Source organism: Methylocystis sp. ATCC 49242 (assembly GCF_000188155.2).
In the GTDB taxonomy this organism is placed as follows: domain Bacteria; phylum Pseudomonadota; class Alphaproteobacteria; order Rhizobiales; family Beijerinckiaceae; genus Methylocystis.
The window spans coordinates 1,831,854-1,845,902 of record NZ_KE124774.1 but is presented as its reverse complement, the minus strand read 5'-3'; the positions used below and the strand labels follow the sequence as shown (position 1 = coordinate 1,845,902).

Genomic DNA, 14,049 nt, shown 5'->3' with positions numbered 1-14,049 from the left:
GCGCCAGACTCGCGGCGCCTCCTCTACGCCGCCTTCGCGACCAGAATGCTCGTCAGCGTCGGCAGGGCATTTTGTAGCAGACGGAACTCGCCAAAGCCCGCCTGCGTGAGCAACGCCTCGATTTCCTCGACCCTGCGCGGCTCGCCGCGGCCCATGGCCAGCGTATAAAAACCGTAATAGGCGTCGAGCGGCTCGGTGCCCTTCACGCCCGACATCGCCTCGATGATCAGCAGCGTCGCGCCGGGCGCGAGCGCCTTGCGCACATTTCGCAACAGCGCCAGCGCCGATTCGTCGTCATGGTCGTGCACGATGCGGATCAGCGTGACGACGTCGGCGCCTTGCGGCAGCGCATCACGCAGGAAATCGCCGCCGGATATTTCGGCCCGGGACAGCAGGCCCGCCGCGCCGAGGCGCGCCCGCGCGCGTTCCGCGACCGCAGGCAGGTCGAACAGCGTCAGTTGCAGTTGCGGCGCCCGCTCGGCGGCCGCGGCGAGAAACACGCCTTCTCCGCCGCCGACATCCATCAGGCGGCTGTGTTGCGTGATGTCGTAAGCGTCGAGCGCCTCTTGTGCCACCATCGGCTGCGAGGCGGCCATCAGCGCGCTGTACGGCGCGACCTGTTCGTCGCCGAGCGACTTCGGTTGCGTCAGGTCCGAATAGGGCCAGTAGTCGGCGAGCCGGGCGCGCCGCTCGCCGCGCAACAACGCCACCGGATCGGCGAGATCGGCGTAAAGCAGGGGCTGATGCTCGACGAGCGACAGCGCGGCGCGATTACCCGCAAAGGCCGCGCCGAGCTGGCCGAGTCCATAGCGTCCGCCGGAGCGCCGCTCCGCAAGATCGAGCGAGGCGGCGGCGTCGAGCAGTCGCCGCGTCGCGTCTTCGGAAAGCGCGAGTCGCGAGGCGATCTCCCCCGAAGTCAGGGGGCCGTCGATCAGCTGGTCGAAAAGCTTGAGCCGCGCGCAGGCGAAAAGCACCTGCGAATAGACGAAGCCCGCGGTGAGATCGAGCGCCGCCCGGGCGCGGCGGCGGGCGATGGCGCGGGTCAGCGGATTGGCCAGCGACCAGCGCTGGAACGCAGGATCGGCGATAAGCCTGTCGCGCGCCGCCCGCAGCCGGTCGATCCATTCCTCAAAAAACGCCGCCACGCCGTTTCTCCGAATTTTTCTCCCGATAGCACGCCGCCCGGACGAGGCGAAGCCTCGATGGCGTTGCAGGAGCGTATTCCTTCCTGTAGAAAAGTGACGCCCAAGCGCAAAGGGCGCCCGTAGCTCAGCTGGATAGAGTGCTGCCCTCCGAAGGCAGAGGTCAAAGGTTCGAATCCTTTCGGGCGCGCCAGCGAAATCAAGGGAATCGGTTCGCATCAAAGTTTCGCAGGCGTCACCCGCGCACGCCCGGCCCCGGATTCATAAAATGCGACGGCCCCGAACGGGTCCACTCGCTGCCGTGTGGCGAGTCTAACGACGGAAGAATCATCATGGGCGGCGGAAATGTAATTGAATCGACCTCCGTTATCGTGGCCGTCCTTCTCATCCTCGCAGCATGTAAGGTCGGCCAGGCTGTGCTGGAGCCAGTCGTATTCGCGATCTTCATCATCGAGATCGCCTGGCCGATGCAGAAGACGCTGAGGTCGAAAATAGGGAAGGCGATGGCATTGGCTTTGACGGTCGTGGTGACGGCTACCCTCGCCCTGGCGCTTCTTTCCGTTATCGTCTGGGGCGGCCGCCAGGTGGCGGAGTGGGTCGGCGGGAATCTCGATCGCATTCAGGAGTCGCTGATTTCGTCGACCGCCTGGCTCGAAGAACATGACATTTTCGTCTTCGCGCTTCTCTCGGATCACTTCGACCCTGCTACAGTCGTTAGAATGATCCATGCAATGGCGATACGCGCCAACACCATCATGGCCTTCGCGGTCATCGTATTGATCTATGTTGTCCTCGGCCTTGGCGAAGCGGACATCTTGACCGGGCGTATCGCGACGCTGAAGAATCAGGATGCCAGCCGACGTCTGATCGCGGCGGGCAGAAAGATCGGGGTGAAATTTCGCACTTATATGTTGGTGCGGACAGTCGCCAGTATTGCAACGGGCCTGGCAGTTTGGGGGTTCGCCGTCTTGCTGCATCTGGAGATGGCGGGCGCGTGGGGCGTGCTGGCGTTCGCGCTCAATTACCTACCGTACATCGGATCGCTGATCGTCACGGCCGCTCTGCCGCTCTTTGCCTTCGTTCAGTTCGGATCATTCGAGACCCCATTGCTTGTTTTGTTAGGCATATCTTTCATCCAGGCCGTCATCGGCAGCTATCTCGAACCGGTTTTTTCGGGCTCGGCCTTGTCGATCTCGCCTCCATTGGTGCTTTTCTCGATCGTATTGTGGACATTCCTGTGGGGCGCTCTCGGCGCCTTTCTGGGCGTTCCACTCATGATCGCTGCGCTGACGCTTTTCGAGGAGTTCCCCTCGACGCGCTGGATCGCCGACATATTGTCCGGCGGCCGCGCCGCCGCCGGTGAATTGGAGGCGTGACTTTCACAAACACGCACAAGGGGAGCGTTACCTGCAGACCAAATTCATCAGTCGGGCCAGAGCATTTCGATATCTTTGGAAGCGACGTGTAAGCGATCTTAACTGGCGCGTCTCCGCCGATTAAAGAGAATGCGACCGATAATTCCGGCGAGGTATCCGCTGATTGTGATCGCAAAATAGACGATGATCACGAAAGCGCCGCGTCTGTTCGCGGAAACTGCCCTTTCGAGTATGTCCGTCAGATAGACGTGGTCGATAAAATTATCGGCGATAAATCCTGTTACTATGGCGAGCGCAGGCACGGTCCACCAGTAACTGCGGAAATAACCGAGCAGAATCGCGATCAGAAACACTATCAATCCAAATACGTGGACAAATTCGAGCACGACTGCTTTGCCGAGGAGGCCTGTGAACCGGATCAGCCAAAGCATTTAAATCTCTCCGTGCCGTTTCAACTTTCTCGGCGATTTCTTCAGGCGCCTGCCTGTCATGGGTTCGCGAGACTGCAGGGGCTTGGCTCGAGCGCTCGATTTTAGCGCGGCGCTTGGTAAATTCCGAAGAATTTACAAACAAAAAATTGAGGTAGTCGCCGGTTCCGTCATAACGCAGGAAAACGCGTCGCCCCGATTTATTTCAGGAGCGACGCGGTCCGGGACGAGACCCGACTTATTGCTGGGGAACGTCAGGGCGCGGCTGCGGGCGCCCGGTGTGTCGCACGCGGGCGACGCGCCGATGGCGACGTGATCCTCTCGTATGGCTCCGGGGCCGCGTCGTTCGCGGCTTGTGACGAAAACTGGTGAATTGCCGCTCCTGAGACTCCTGGGCTTCCGCGTCCGAGGGCGCAAGAGTAACGGCCGGAATTACCAGCGCAGCGCCGAGCAATGCGGCGACGAATGACCGCCGAGAGATTGTTTTGTCTTTTTCAGCTTCGACGTCCACTTTTTGTGTCCTCCCCGAAATCGTTAATATTACAGCACTCATGTTCCTCCTAAATTTGGCCGCCGTCAAGATGACGACAGTGGTCGGCGGGCGTCCCGTCGCAGCGCCGCTCTCCATAGCCAGCCTTGACCTTGGGCGGTTTTTTTGGCGTGTCGTGCGGATGTTTTTAGCGGGAGCGCCGACTTCTCGTCGTGCTGTCGCCCTTCGCCGGCGAGCGGTTATGGTTTTGCGCTGGAGCAGCAGCAGGCGGGGAGGGAACAAATTCTTCCCGCCGTTCTGGAACAGGCGCCGTTCCGACGGGCTCGAGAACCTTTCGGGTCGGAGAGACCGGAATCTGCGCTCCGATCCTCTCGACCAGATAAGGGAAGAACGGATTTGACGACATGCGCAGGAGGGCGTCGAGACTGACGATCAGCGTGCCCCGCTCGCCGCGCGGGGCGAGAGATCCCAGGTGGACGCCGAAGTCCTCGGAGTTATCGGGCGTCAGGCCATAAAGCGAGTCGCTAAGCGGGAACGGTAATGCAACATGCGAGAGCGAAAAGACGCCTTTTGGATAGTCAATGCCAAGCCTGCGGCTGTGCTCCTCCACCGCGCCCACCTCCACCACCTGCTCCGACGCCTCGTCGGTTCCCTCGCCAGCGTTGGTGATGATTGTCAGGCGGTAGTTTCTGACCCAGGGCGGCACGATCCTTGAAAGTTTTGTATCGGCAGTTTCTCGAAGCAGCGGTCCGAACTTGACGTTACGATTCACGTCGAACAGGACCAGTTCGCTGCCATTGGCGGGAAGATGATCGTAAAGCCCCGAAAGGACCGCCGGCGTGCTGACCGTGAAATCCATCACGGACTGAAAAGTGAGAATTGGCGGCAGATCCCCCAATCGTCGGTCACGTTGAAGCGCGGCGATCTGCGTTCGAAGCGAATCTGTCAGCAGATAGGATTGACGCGCGCCGTTTACGGGAAAGGAATTATATTTGAACGGATTGAATTCCGGCATCACGCTGAGCCAGGCGGCCTTGGCGAAGGCTGGAAACATTGCCGGAAGCCCCGCGAAACCCGCGAAGCGCGCGAAACGGGTGACGCCGACCATTGGCGAAATCAGTATCAGCCGGTCGGCTCGCGCCAAATCTTTGTTCTCTATGGCGTCCAGCGCATATTTCAGGGCAAGCGATCCGCCATTCGAGAAGCCGACGATGTGGATTGGCAAAGGAGCGGGCGCCCGTCGTCGCGCCTCTCTCACAGCCAGCCGGGTGGCCGCCACCCATGATCGCCATTCGACGGTCGTCAAGGCTGCGGGCGTTGTACCGTGCGCGGGCAATCTGATGGCGACAGCAAAAAAACCCCGATCTCGATAATAAGAAGCAATGTGACGCAGGCTGTAAGGAGAATCCGTCAATCCGTGCAGCAACACGACGGCGCCTGACGGCGGTCCTGAAGGCTCCAAAGTATAGGAGCGATTCCAGTCCCGCAGGAAATTTGCCGGATAGACAGGACTACCTTCGAAGTATCGATTGAAGGGGACTTGTTCGTCGGGGGTAAGTTTCCTGCTGACGTTGACACGCATCAAATCGAATATTTTCTCCTCGTTTGCGAGGTAGTCGCGCCAATCCGCCTTTTCCATTTCCTCGACGTTCAGTTCGTCGGGCGCGTAGGTATGCCACACGTCGAGAGGCAGGCCGCGTTGAGAATCATAAATCCGAACGCCGAGAAATATAATTGCGACAAGACTCAGCAGCGCCAAGGACCATTTTACGATATTGAACGCCGCGCTTAGCATGTATTGGGTCCTCATCCGCTGCCCGGTCGATTTTGGTCAGCCGCATCGACGAGCCCATCTTCATGGACGGCAATTGGTCGTTTGAATCCGTCCCCGAGATTCGACCGACATTTTCGGGAAGTCCCGGTTTCACCCGTGGCGGCCGGCCGGGTCTGTCTTGGGAAAATGATGCTCCGTCGGCGTCTCGTTCCAGATCGAGCTACGCGAACGCAGCCCAATTTGGCCTCTGCGCCAAGCCTCGCATTTTTGCCGGGACTCGTCGAGACCGAGCCGCTGTCGATACTCGGCTATCCTATCTCTCCGGCTGTCCTGAAGCTCCGAAAGGAAGCACGACGTTGGTCCCGGCTGTCGCGCCGAACCCCGCTCCGGCGTTGACGCCGACGTAAGCGCCGTTCCAGCCGCTCCCGCTTTCGCGATCTTTCGACGGGGGTTCCTGAGGCTTGATCGTCTCGACGCCGCCGACGCGGCTCGCTTTGACTTTGGCGCGCGCGGAACGGGGCGTCTGATTACCAGCGAAGGGGCGAGGGTGCGCCGGCTGGGCATCCGCCACGTCGGGAATGGAAACGCTGGTAAGTGAGAAAAGAAGCGCCAGGGTGACGGCGAGGTTCATTGGATCGTCCCCGAAATGTAAAAGGCGTCCGTCGAAGCCCGATCGAAGGCTCGGAAAGCTTATAACTGTTTAACGCTTTTACGGGGAATTTCCAGCGGCCGAAAAGCCAACATAAATCTATGATTTTATTGGTGGGCACACTAGGGATCGAACCTAGGACCCGCTGATATTTCAATTGCTGGCGTTGACGGGCCAGCGGCGTAGCGAAGTCGCGGGCATGACTTGGGCCGACGTCGACCTTGCGTCGGCGCTGTGGACGATTCCCGCCGCGCGTTCGAAGAATGGCCTTGAACATCGCGTTCCATTGTCGCCGCAAGCCCTGCAAATCATCGCAGCATTGCCGCGTTTCGGCGGCGGGCAGGGCTTTCTGTTTTCTTCGGGCGACACGCCGCCGTCGGGCTTTTCGCGGGCGAAGCGGCGGTTAGACGACGCCTTGGCGGCCATGGCGAAGGCGTCGGGCGATGACGCCATGCCGCCGTTCGCGTTGCACGATCTTCGGCGCACGGCCCTCAGTGGCATGGCGCGGCTCGACGTCGCCTTGCCAATAATCGAGCGTGTGGTGAATCACATTAGACGGTTTCATATTTTGACGGAAGCGTATCCTGCGTTTGTGAAGTAGTTGCTGCATTCTTGTGGCTGGATGTCTTTTGCGAGGCGTCCGATCTGTCGCCAGGTTTCATCGATGGTTCGCTGCTGCGCCTGTTGAACTGATGGGGTGGACGTATATGGACCCCGCCCGATTGCAACGGCTTTGACAGTTCCGACTTTCGGTCACAACTGCTGACGTATATCCGGCTTCATGATGCGGCCGAAAAAGTTCTTGCCGCGAGCCTCGATGGATTTTCGCGCGCTTCCACCTCAATGCCCCCAAGGCATTGGCTCTCGCCATGCCGGTCCACACATCAGGTTCGGGAATCGACGGAGTGACCGTTTCGCCATCACTGCCAATCGTTGCAATTGCTGGTGGGAATCTCGTTGGTTGTCTGTTTCCCGGATGCTTAGCTGCGGTTAGGCCGAGCTGACGGTTAGACGCTGATCGTAGCTCATGCCGCTGGCGAGCAAGCTCCATGCGATCCGCGCGTTCTTGTTGGCGAGCGCGACGGCGACGACATTTGGATGATGGCGTTCGCGCGCTTTGAGCAGCCAAAGGCTTCTCGGATCCTGCTTCCCTCGTATCCGGCCCAAGGCGGCGCGTGCGCCGTGGATAAGCAAGGTACGAAGATATCGGTCGCCGCGTTTGCTGATGCCGAGCAGCCGCGATCGGCCGCCACTCGATCGTTGTCTCGGGACAAGTCCGATCCATGCCGCGAACTGCCGTCCATTCTTGAAGCATTTTGCATCGCCAGCCGCTGCGACCAGCGCTGTCGCAGTAATAGGTCCAATTCCTTCGACCATGCCGAGGCGCTGACATGCTGCGCTTGTTCGATACAATTCCCGGATTTTGCGATCGTAAATTGCGACCCGCCTATCAAGGTCGATCAATTCCTCCCGCAATTCGCCGATCAACTCCCGAACAATGCTGTTCAGACCGTTGCTTTCCTCGTCGACGATCCGCGGCAAAGCGCGCCGAAGATTGCCGATGGTCTGCGCAATAACGACGCCGTGCTCGCCGAGTAGGCCGCGGATCTGGTTCACAAGTCTAACCCTATTGGCGACTAGAGGGTGTTATGCACCTTGGATCATGAAATCTGCTGCGCGCTTGAGCATGAGACATGCGAAGGCGACGACGTGGAGTCCTGCGAGGGTCTGAGCATAGCGCTCGTAGTCTTTGACGAGCCGCCTGCATCGCGTCGCCCAGGCGAATGAACGCTCGACCACCCAGCGCTTGGGCAGCAACACGAAGCCTTTTTTGGCCTCGGCGAGTTTGACGACGCAAAGCTCGGCGCCCTGCGCCTTTGCGGCCTCGGACGCCTTTTCGCCGGTGTAGCCCTGATCGACATAAACGAGTTCGACGCTTTCGCCTGTCACATCCTGCACGGCTGCGATGAGCTTGCCGACCTCGGCGCGGTCATCGACATTCGCCGGCGTGACATGCAACGCCAGCAAATGGCCCAATGTGTCGACTGCCATGTGCAGCTTCGAGCCGCGCTTTCGCTTCGCGCCGTCATAGCCCGCTCGTGGGCCGCTCTCAGGGGTCGAGCGCAAGGTGCGGCTGTCGATGATCGCCGCCGTCGGCTCCGCCGCCCGCCCGGAAGCGACGCGCAACTGGGCGCGCAGATCCTGCGCAAGCGCCTCGAACACGCCCGCCGACAGCCAGCGCTGCGATTGCTGATACACGGCGAACCATGGCGGCAGATCGTTGGGCATGGCGCGCCAGGCGATGCCGTAGCGCAGCACGTAACGCAGGCCGTTGAACAGCTCGCGCAGCGAATGTTGACGCTGCGGCGCGCCTTCGTCCATGAGCGTCAGATAAGGCGCAACCAGCGACCATTCTTCGTCGCTGACGTCAGACGGATAAGGTTTGCGAATCGGAGACATCCGATTCTACTAAGACAATCAATCACCAAAGTACATAACACCCTCTAGGCGGCAAGTCTCCCTGGACTGGCAAGGATTCGAACACGGAAGCCAATGTGCTCTCGACTGTGATCGAATTGCCGACAAGTGAACTTGGCGGCAATCCTGCGATCCGCATTTGGGGACGATGCAGCGTGCGGCGGGACGGTGAACTCGTTCATGTCGATCGCGCCGGTCACCCGTCGGTCAGCAGCTTCTTCAACACTGATGAGACCCAGGAGGAATATAACGCCAGCGAACCGGTCAACGATCGTCAGCGCTGGCTTGAGCAATTTATCCACCTGATGGGACATACTGGCAACTACACCCGCGACGAAGCGATCGATGCCATCGATGCTCATGCCATCCTGCCCGACATGCTAAGCTACGATCCTTCGCAGCCCGCGGGATACCCCAACGGCCGTGTTTTTGCCGACGATGTCATCAATCACCGTCTCGCTTTCCTGTCCAAGGGCGATATCCCGCCCGATGGGCTTAAGCCGCACACAGATATCCTGAACGAGTTCCCATACCTCGGCGCGCCACATCCAAAGGCGAGATAGTTTTGCGAGAAAGAGATGGGCCGAGGTCGACGCCGGTTCAAAATTGAACTTGGGCGCAGTCGGCCCTCACGGACCCCGCAACATCCGTCCCAAGCGTCTCCGGCTACTGCGACGTCGGACAAATGAAATGGGGGAGGGGCGGCAACTAAATGGCCCCGCTCTCTGCTCTCTTATTTGCCCGCCTGACTGGCGGTTCCAATTGGAACCACGACGTTTGTCCCAGCCGTCGTTCCAAACCCCGCCCCCGCGTTGACGCCGACGTAAGCGCCGTTCCAGCCGCGCCCGCTTTCGCGATCTTTTGAGGGGGGCTCCTGAGGCTTGATCGTCTCTACCCCGCTGATATCGCCCGCTTTGACTTTGGGCTTCCGGCGTTCAGCGGAGGACTGAGTTCGCCCCGGCCGAGCATCCGCCGCGTCGGGGAGGGAAACGCTCGTGAGTGAGAAAAGCAGCGCCAAGGCGACTGCGAACTTCATTGGAGCGTCCTCGGCCTGGAGACTGGCACCCTTCCGCGCCCGGTTGAGGGCTCGAAAAGTTTACGCCTGTTTACAACTTTTTTCCGGGGAGTTTCCAGCGGCCAAAAACCAACTTAACCCGTTGATTTTATTGGTGGGCGCACAAGGGCTCGAACCTTGGACCCGCTGATTAAGAGTCAGCTGCTCTACCAACTGAGCTATGCGCCCGTCCGTAGGGCGACGCAGCGCCCCCGGAACGAGCGAGCGAATAACAAATGCGCCTCGCCATGTCCAGCGCCGTAATTCGCTCGCCGTCAGATTTCTGTCACCTGGAGCCCGTCGCCGGCCAGCCGTGGATCGCCTTGGCCTTGGTCACGAGGTCGGACCAGGGGCCCTGATAGGCGTTTCCGGCCTGCGCCGTGGGGGCCGCCTGCTTGCGGGCGCAGATTTCCTTCGCGCCTTCGGCCTTCGGACCCTCGACGAAAAAATAGATGACGTTCATCCGCAGCGCCGAATACCACTGGTTCAGAACCGTCCCTCGTTTGAGGACGTTGATTCCCCATTCGGTGTTCTTGCGGGGGCCGGCGGCGGTCGCGGGCTTGAGGCCGAAGCCGTAATCGCCCTCGCCCTTTACGACGTCGAAACGGACGTAGCAAAGCTCGCCGCTCGCCGGGGGCTGAAAGACCAGCTCGCGCGTGACCACGGCGTCCTGGTTGTTGTAGCGAACGGTCGTGTCGACCGGGAAATGCCAGACGTCAACTTTCTCAAAGTATTTCAGCAGTTCCGCTTCGTCGGCGTCCTCCGCCGCCATCGCGCCGCCCGCAAGAAAAACCGCGGCCGCCGCAGCGACGAGGGCGCCGAAACGGCCCTGCGCAAATTGCTTGCCCATGTTTTCACCCTTTCCGATCGCCGGAACGGCGACTGTCCGGTGAGGTAGGAAGCCTGGCCCGCCCGCGCAATCCGCTGCGACATTTGCGCGCCCCGTTCCGGCGGGAGTGTTGCGCAGGATTCAGGCGCCCGCTGCGAGGCGCCGGGCTTTTGGGCGATGGAGCCGCTCTGTTCCGATTGGGGATTCGCGGCGTGAAAAAGCCGCCCTTGCGTCTTCCATCCGGCGCGAAACCGGGGTAGCAGTTTCATCTGAAGTCCAGCATGAGATAAATTATGTCGCGAAATAAAGTCGCTTTGATCGGCGCCGGCCATATCGGCGGCACGCTTGCCCATCTCGCCGGCCTCAAGGAACTTGGCGACATCGTCCTCTTCGATATTGTCGACGGCGTGCCGCAAGGCAAGGCGCTGGATCTCGCGCAGGCTTCGCCCGTCGCGGGATTCGACGCGGCCCTCGCCGGCGCCTCGGATTATTCCGCCATCGCGGGCGCGGACGTCGTCATCGTCACCGCCGGCGTGCCGCGCCAGCCGGGCATGAGCCGCGACGACCTCCTGAGCGTCAATCTCGGCGTCATGACAAAGGTCGGCGAGGGCATCCGGCAATATGCGCCCGACGCCTTCGTGATCTGCATCACCAATCCGCTAGACGTGATGGTCTGGGCGCTGCAGAAGGTCTCGGGCCTGCCGACCAATCGCATCGTCGGCATGGCGGGCGTGCTCGATTCCTCGCGCTTCCGCTATTTCCTCGCGGAGGAGTTCAAAGTTTCGGTCGAGGACGTCAGCGCCTTCGTGCTCGGCGGCCATGGCGACGACATGGTTCCATCGGTCCGCTACTCGACTGTCGCGGGCGTGCCGCTGCCCGACCTCATCGCCATGGGCTGGACGACGCAGGAGCGCATCGACGCCATCGTTGACCGCACCCGCAAGGGCGGCGGCGAGATCGTGGGCCTGCTGAAGACCGGCTCGGCCTATTATGCGCCCGCCACGGCGGCGATCGCCATGGCCGAGAGCTATCTGCGCGACAAGCGCCGCGTGCTGCCCTGCGCCGCCTATCTCTCGGGCGAATATGGCGTGAAGGATCTTTATGTCGGCGTGCCGACCGTGATCGGCGCCAATGGCGTCGAGCGGGTGATGGAGATCAAGCTCGACGCAGCCGAGAGGGCGATGTTCGAGAAGTCCGTCGCCTCGGTGCGTTCGCTGATCGAGGCGGCGAAGAAGCTCAATCCGGCTTTCGCCTGACGGGTTTTTCCCCATGACCGACCGCTATGTTTTCCCGTTGCGTTACGACGAGAAGCTGATGCGGTCGGCGGTCACGGGATTCGTGACCCGCGCGCTGTTTCGCGAGGCGCCTCTCAAGACCTTCCTGCCGCTCGCGGCGATTCTCGTCGCCTGCGCCGGGCTGTATTTCTCGGGTGACCATGAGCTCGCGGTCGAGCTTTTCATCGCCGCCGTGGCCATTCTCGCCATCTTCGTTTTCTCCGGCTGGCGCATGCACTGGCGCATGATGCGCGGGAAGATCGAGGCCATGCGCGGGCGCTGGGCGATGGCCCGTCTGCGCGACGACGGCGTCGTCATCGACGGTCCCGGTCCCGCCTCGCTGCTCGAATGGCCGGCGATCAGGGCGATCTGGCGGTTCGAGGGCGTATGGCTGCTCATTCTCGCGACGAATCATTTCGTCGCCCTGCCGCTCGCTGGCGCGCCGAAGGAGGCCCTGGATTTTCTCGAGGCGCATGTGGCGGAGGAGCCGTCGCAGCCTTGAGGGCGGATTGATCCGCGGCCTCTCGCCGAGGAGGCTCGAAGGGTGGAGAGCCGCGCGAGTCGCGCCAAATGGCTCATCCTTCGAGACGCAGCCTGCGGCTGCTCCTCAGGATGAAGGCTGCGGATTATCGCCCGCGCGAAATTTCCCGCCGCCGGTTTCGGCGCGGGGCAAGGCGTCCGGGGCGCCGCTGGCCCGTCCGGCCGTGGCGCAAAAAAGTCATCGGGCCGCGAAATCGTCCCGGACGCGGATCGCGTCTCTCTCGCCGCCTCCGGGTCCAGGTTGCTTTTCCCCGTTCGGGTAATCGGCTCCCGCGCCAACCTCGGATATTGCGGCCGGGCTCATTTTTCGCCCATGAGGCCGAAAGCCTCACAGGCGCTCCGCACGAAGGAGAAGCCCAAAGCCGGCGACGCGCCGCCGACGGGAACGAGGGTCGCCGCCCCCGCCGGATCCGCACCCCCGCCAGCGCCCCGGACCCATCGGGAGCGCCCCTTGCGGTTGGAGGGGGCGACGAGGATATAGGAATTTATTCAGTAATTGTCAAGCTTGCCGGCCTGGGTCGAAAATGGCGATCCCTCCACCGTCCCCTAAAGGGTGTTCACAGCGGGCGATGCGTGATCCGCCCCGCGACGCCTCGCCCGCTTGACGAATCCGCCCCGTCCGTGGCCATTAGGCTCCAAGCCCGCGCGGCGCGCCGTTTATTGCGAGGAGAGACTTCGGCATGAATATCCATGAATACCAGGCCAAGGCCATTTTGCGTGAATTCGGCGCGCCGGTCGCCATGGGCGTCCCCGTGCTCAAGGCCGAGGAAGCTGCCGCCGCCGCGCGCCAGCTTCCGGGTCCGGTTTATGTCGTGAAGGCGCAGATCCACGCCGGCGGGCGCGGCAAGGGCAAGTTCAAGGAAGATTCGGCCGGCCCGCAGGGCGGCGTGCGCATCGCCAAGTCGATCGAGGAGGCCGAGGCCTTTGCGAAGCAGATGCTCGGCGCGACGCTCGTGACGCTGCAGACCGGCGACGCCGGCAAGCAGGTCAACCGCCTCTACATCGAGGACGGCGCCGCGATCGACAAGGAATTCTATCTGTCGATGCTCATCGACCGCGCCACCTCGCGCATCGCCTTCGTCGTCTCGACGGAAGGCGGCATGGACATCGAGAAGGTGGCCCATGACACGCCCGAGAAGATCGTGACTTTCTCGGTCGATCCGGCCACGGGACTGATGCCGCACCACGGCCGCCACATCGCCGACGCGCTGGGCCTCAAGGGCGACCTCGCCAAGCAGGCGGGCGACCTGGCCGAGAAGCTCTATGCGGCATTCGTCGCCAAGGACATGGAGCTGCTCGAGATCAACCCGCTGATCGTCACCAAGGACGGCAAGCTGCGCTGCCTCGACGCCAAGGTGAGTTTCGAGAACAACGCCCTCTACCGTCACCCCGACGTCGCCGAACTGCGCGACCTCTCGGAGGAGGACGAGAAGGAGATCGAGGCCTCCAAGCACGACCTCGCCTATATTTCGCTCGACGGCAACATCGGCTGCATGGTCAACGGCGCCGGCCTCGCCATGGCGACGATGGACATCATCAAGCTCTACGGCGCCTTCCCGGCGAACTTCCTCGACGTCGGCGGCGGTGCCACGACCGAGAAGGTGACGGCGGCTTTCAAGATCATCACCGCCGACCCGAATGTGAAGGGCATTCTGGTCAACATCTTCGGCGGCATCATGCGCTGCGACACCATCGCGGAAGGCGTGATCGCGGCGGTGAAGGAAGTCGGCCTGAAGGTGCCGCTGGTCGTGCGCCTCGAAGGCACGAATGTCGATCTGGGCAAGAAGATCATCAACGAGTCGGGGCTCAATGTGATCCCGGCCGACGACCTCGACGACGCCGCGCAGAAGATCGTCGGCGCGATCAAGGCGGCCTGATTTGCCGAAGCGGGGGAGGGCGACCTCCCCCTTTGTTTTTTAGACGCAGTTTTGCTTGCGGGCCCGGCGCAAAAGGGCCATCTTTACGCCCGACGATGGACCAACGGCCACTTCGTCCATCCAGCCGGGTCGCTGCGC

General features: G+C 61.7%; 11 protein-coding genes, 2 tRNA genes and 3 pseudogenes. 7 read left to right on the top strand and 9 right to left on the bottom strand.

All coding sequences use genetic code 11. From position 1 onward, the window contains the following. Positions 1 to 23: 23 nt before the first annotated feature. Positions 24 to 1,145, bottom strand: a complete 1,122-nt coding sequence (locus tag MET49242_RS11200; RefSeq protein ID WP_036282988.1) for a methyltransferase — start codon at positions 1,143 to 1,145, stop codon at positions 24 to 26. 113 nt (positions 1,146 to 1,258) lie between these two features. Between MET49242_RS11200 and MET49242_RS11195 the strand changes: the two genes are divergently transcribed. Together MET49242_RS11195 and MET49242_RS11190 are read left to right on the top strand one after the other, a co-directional pair. Then, positions 1,259 to 1,335: transfer RNA gene (locus tag MET49242_RS11195), tRNA-Arg, on the top strand. Positions 1,336 to 1,474: 139 nt separating this feature from the next. Beyond that, the gene (locus tag MET49242_RS11190; protein WP_036282986.1) at positions 1,475 to 2,518 is read left to right on the top strand and encodes an AI-2E family transporter; all 1,044 of its coding nucleotides are present in this window, start codon (positions 1,475 to 1,477) and stop codon (positions 2,516 to 2,518) included. 98 nt (positions 2,519 to 2,616) lie between these two features. Here the strand turns inward: MET49242_RS11190 and MET49242_RS11185 are convergent, their stop codons facing one another. From MET49242_RS11185 to MET49242_RS11175, 3 genes are all read right to left on the bottom strand, one after another. Continuing rightward, positions 2,617 to 2,949: a hypothetical protein gene (locus tag MET49242_RS11185; RefSeq protein ID WP_036282984.1), complete on the bottom strand. Its 333-nt coding sequence runs from the start codon at positions 2,947 to 2,949 to the stop codon at positions 2,617 to 2,619. A 674-nt stretch (positions 2,950 to 3,623) separates the two neighbouring features. After that, the gene (locus tag MET49242_RS11180; RefSeq protein ID WP_084679010.1) at positions 3,624 to 5,231 is read right to left on the bottom strand and encodes a carboxylesterase; all 1,608 of its coding nucleotides are present in this window, start codon (positions 5,229 to 5,231) and stop codon (positions 3,624 to 3,626) included. 292 nt (positions 5,232 to 5,523) lie between these two features. Continuing rightward, entirely contained in the window at positions 5,524 to 5,841 is a 318-nt protein-coding gene (locus MET49242_RS11175; protein WP_036282982.1) for a hypothetical protein, read from the bottom strand. 175 nt (positions 5,842 to 6,016) lie between these two features. Here MET49242_RS11175 and MET49242_RS11170 point away from each other — a divergent pair, with 175 nt between their 5' ends. Further along, entirely contained in the window at positions 6,017 to 6,460 is a 444-nt protein-coding gene (locus tag MET49242_RS11170) for a site-specific integrase (RefSeq protein WP_158497289.1), read from the top strand. On the opposite strand, the pseudogene MET49242_RS26135 reads toward MET49242_RS11170, so the two are convergent. The 3 genes and pseudogenes from MET49242_RS26135 to MET49242_RS11160 all read right to left on the bottom strand — a co-directional run. Further along, positions 6,421 to 6,549, bottom strand: a pseudogene (locus tag MET49242_RS26135) (IS630 family transposase); the annotation flags it as partial. The gene MET49242_RS11170 and the pseudogene MET49242_RS26135 overlap by 40 nt on opposite strands. 300 nt (positions 6,550 to 6,849) lie before the next feature. Then, positions 6,850 to 7,500, bottom strand: a pseudogene (locus MET49242_RS11165) (IS110 family transposase); the annotation flags it as partial. 6 nt (positions 7,501 to 7,506) lie between these two features. After that, the gene (locus tag MET49242_RS11160) at positions 7,507 to 8,319 is read right to left on the bottom strand and encodes an IS5 family transposase (RefSeq protein ID WP_036279258.1); all 813 of its coding nucleotides are present in this window, start codon (positions 8,317 to 8,319) and stop codon (positions 7,507 to 7,509) included. Between the two features lie 65 nt (positions 8,320 to 8,384). Between MET49242_RS11160 and MET49242_RS11155 the strand changes: the two are divergent. Next, positions 8,385 to 8,900 (top strand): annotated as a pseudogene (locus MET49242_RS11155) (hypothetical protein); the annotation flags it as partial. Positions 8,901 to 9,504: 604 nt separating this feature from the next. Here the strand turns inward: MET49242_RS11155 and MET49242_RS11145 are convergent. Next, positions 9,505 to 9,580: transfer RNA gene (locus tag MET49242_RS11145), tRNA-Lys, on the bottom strand. A 97-nt stretch (positions 9,581 to 9,677) separates the two neighbouring features. Next, positions 9,678 to 10,241 carry a hypothetical protein gene (locus tag MET49242_RS11140; RefSeq protein WP_036282978.1) on the bottom strand — a complete coding sequence of 188 codons (564 nt, stop codon included), beginning with the start codon at positions 10,239 to 10,241 and terminating at the stop codon, positions 9,678 to 9,680. 272 nt (positions 10,242 to 10,513) lie between these two features. On the opposite strand from MET49242_RS11140, the gene mdh reads away from it, so the two are divergent. The 3 genes from mdh to sucC all read left to right on the top strand — a co-directional run bounded on the left by mdh (position 10,514) and on the right by sucC (position 13,911). Continuing rightward, complete coding sequence (gene mdh, locus MET49242_RS11135; protein ID WP_036282975.1) at positions 10,514 to 11,476, top strand: malate dehydrogenase; 963 nt, start codon at positions 10,514 to 10,516, stop codon at positions 11,474 to 11,476. A 13-nt stretch (positions 11,477 to 11,489) separates the two neighbouring features. Beyond that, positions 11,490 to 11,996, top strand: coding sequence for a YcxB family protein (locus tag MET49242_RS11130; RefSeq protein WP_036282973.1), 507 nt, complete (start codon positions 11,490 to 11,492; stop codon positions 11,994 to 11,996). 718 nt (positions 11,997 to 12,714) lie between these two features. Further along, on the top strand, positions 12,715 to 13,911 hold the full coding sequence (sucC, locus tag MET49242_RS11125) for an ADP-forming succinate--CoA ligase subunit beta (protein WP_036282971.1): 1,197 nt from the start codon (positions 12,715 to 12,717) through the stop codon (positions 13,909 to 13,911). Positions 13,912 to 14,049 lie beyond the last annotated feature (138 nt).

What these genes read in the sequence shown, in the direction of transcription:
- MET49242_RS11190 (WP_036282986.1), top strand. Translation starts at nt 1,475, where the DNA reads ATGGGCGGCGGAAATGTAATTGAATCGACCTCCGTTATCGTGGCCGTC.
- MET49242_RS11185 (WP_036282984.1), bottom strand. Translation starts at nt 2,949, where the DNA reads ATGCTTTGGCTGATCCGGTTCACAGGCCTCCTCGGCAAAGCAGTCGTG.
- MET49242_RS11180 (WP_084679010.1), bottom strand. Translation starts at nt 5,231, where the DNA reads ATGCTAAGCGCGGCGTTCAATATCGTAAAATGGTCCTTGGCGCTGCTG.
- MET49242_RS11175 (WP_036282982.1), bottom strand. Translation starts at nt 5,841, where the DNA reads ATGAACCTCGCCGTCACCCTGGCGCTTCTTTTCTCACTTACCAGCGTT.
- MET49242_RS11160 (WP_036279258.1), bottom strand. Translation starts at nt 8,319, where the DNA reads ATGTCTCCGATTCGCAAACCTTATCCGTCTGACGTCAGCGACGAAGAA.
- MET49242_RS11140 (WP_036282978.1), bottom strand. Translation starts at nt 10,241, where the DNA reads ATGGGCAAGCAATTTGCGCAGGGCCGTTTCGGCGCCCTCGTCGCTGCG.
- mdh (WP_036282975.1), top strand. Translation starts at nt 10,514, where the DNA reads ATGTCGCGAAATAAAGTCGCTTTGATCGGCGCCGGCCATATCGGCGGC.
- MET49242_RS11130 (WP_036282973.1), top strand. Translation starts at nt 11,490, where the DNA reads ATGACCGACCGCTATGTTTTCCCGTTGCGTTACGACGAGAAGCTGATG.
- sucC (WP_036282971.1), top strand. Translation starts at nt 12,715, where the DNA reads ATGAATATCCATGAATACCAGGCCAAGGCCATTTTGCGTGAATTCGGC.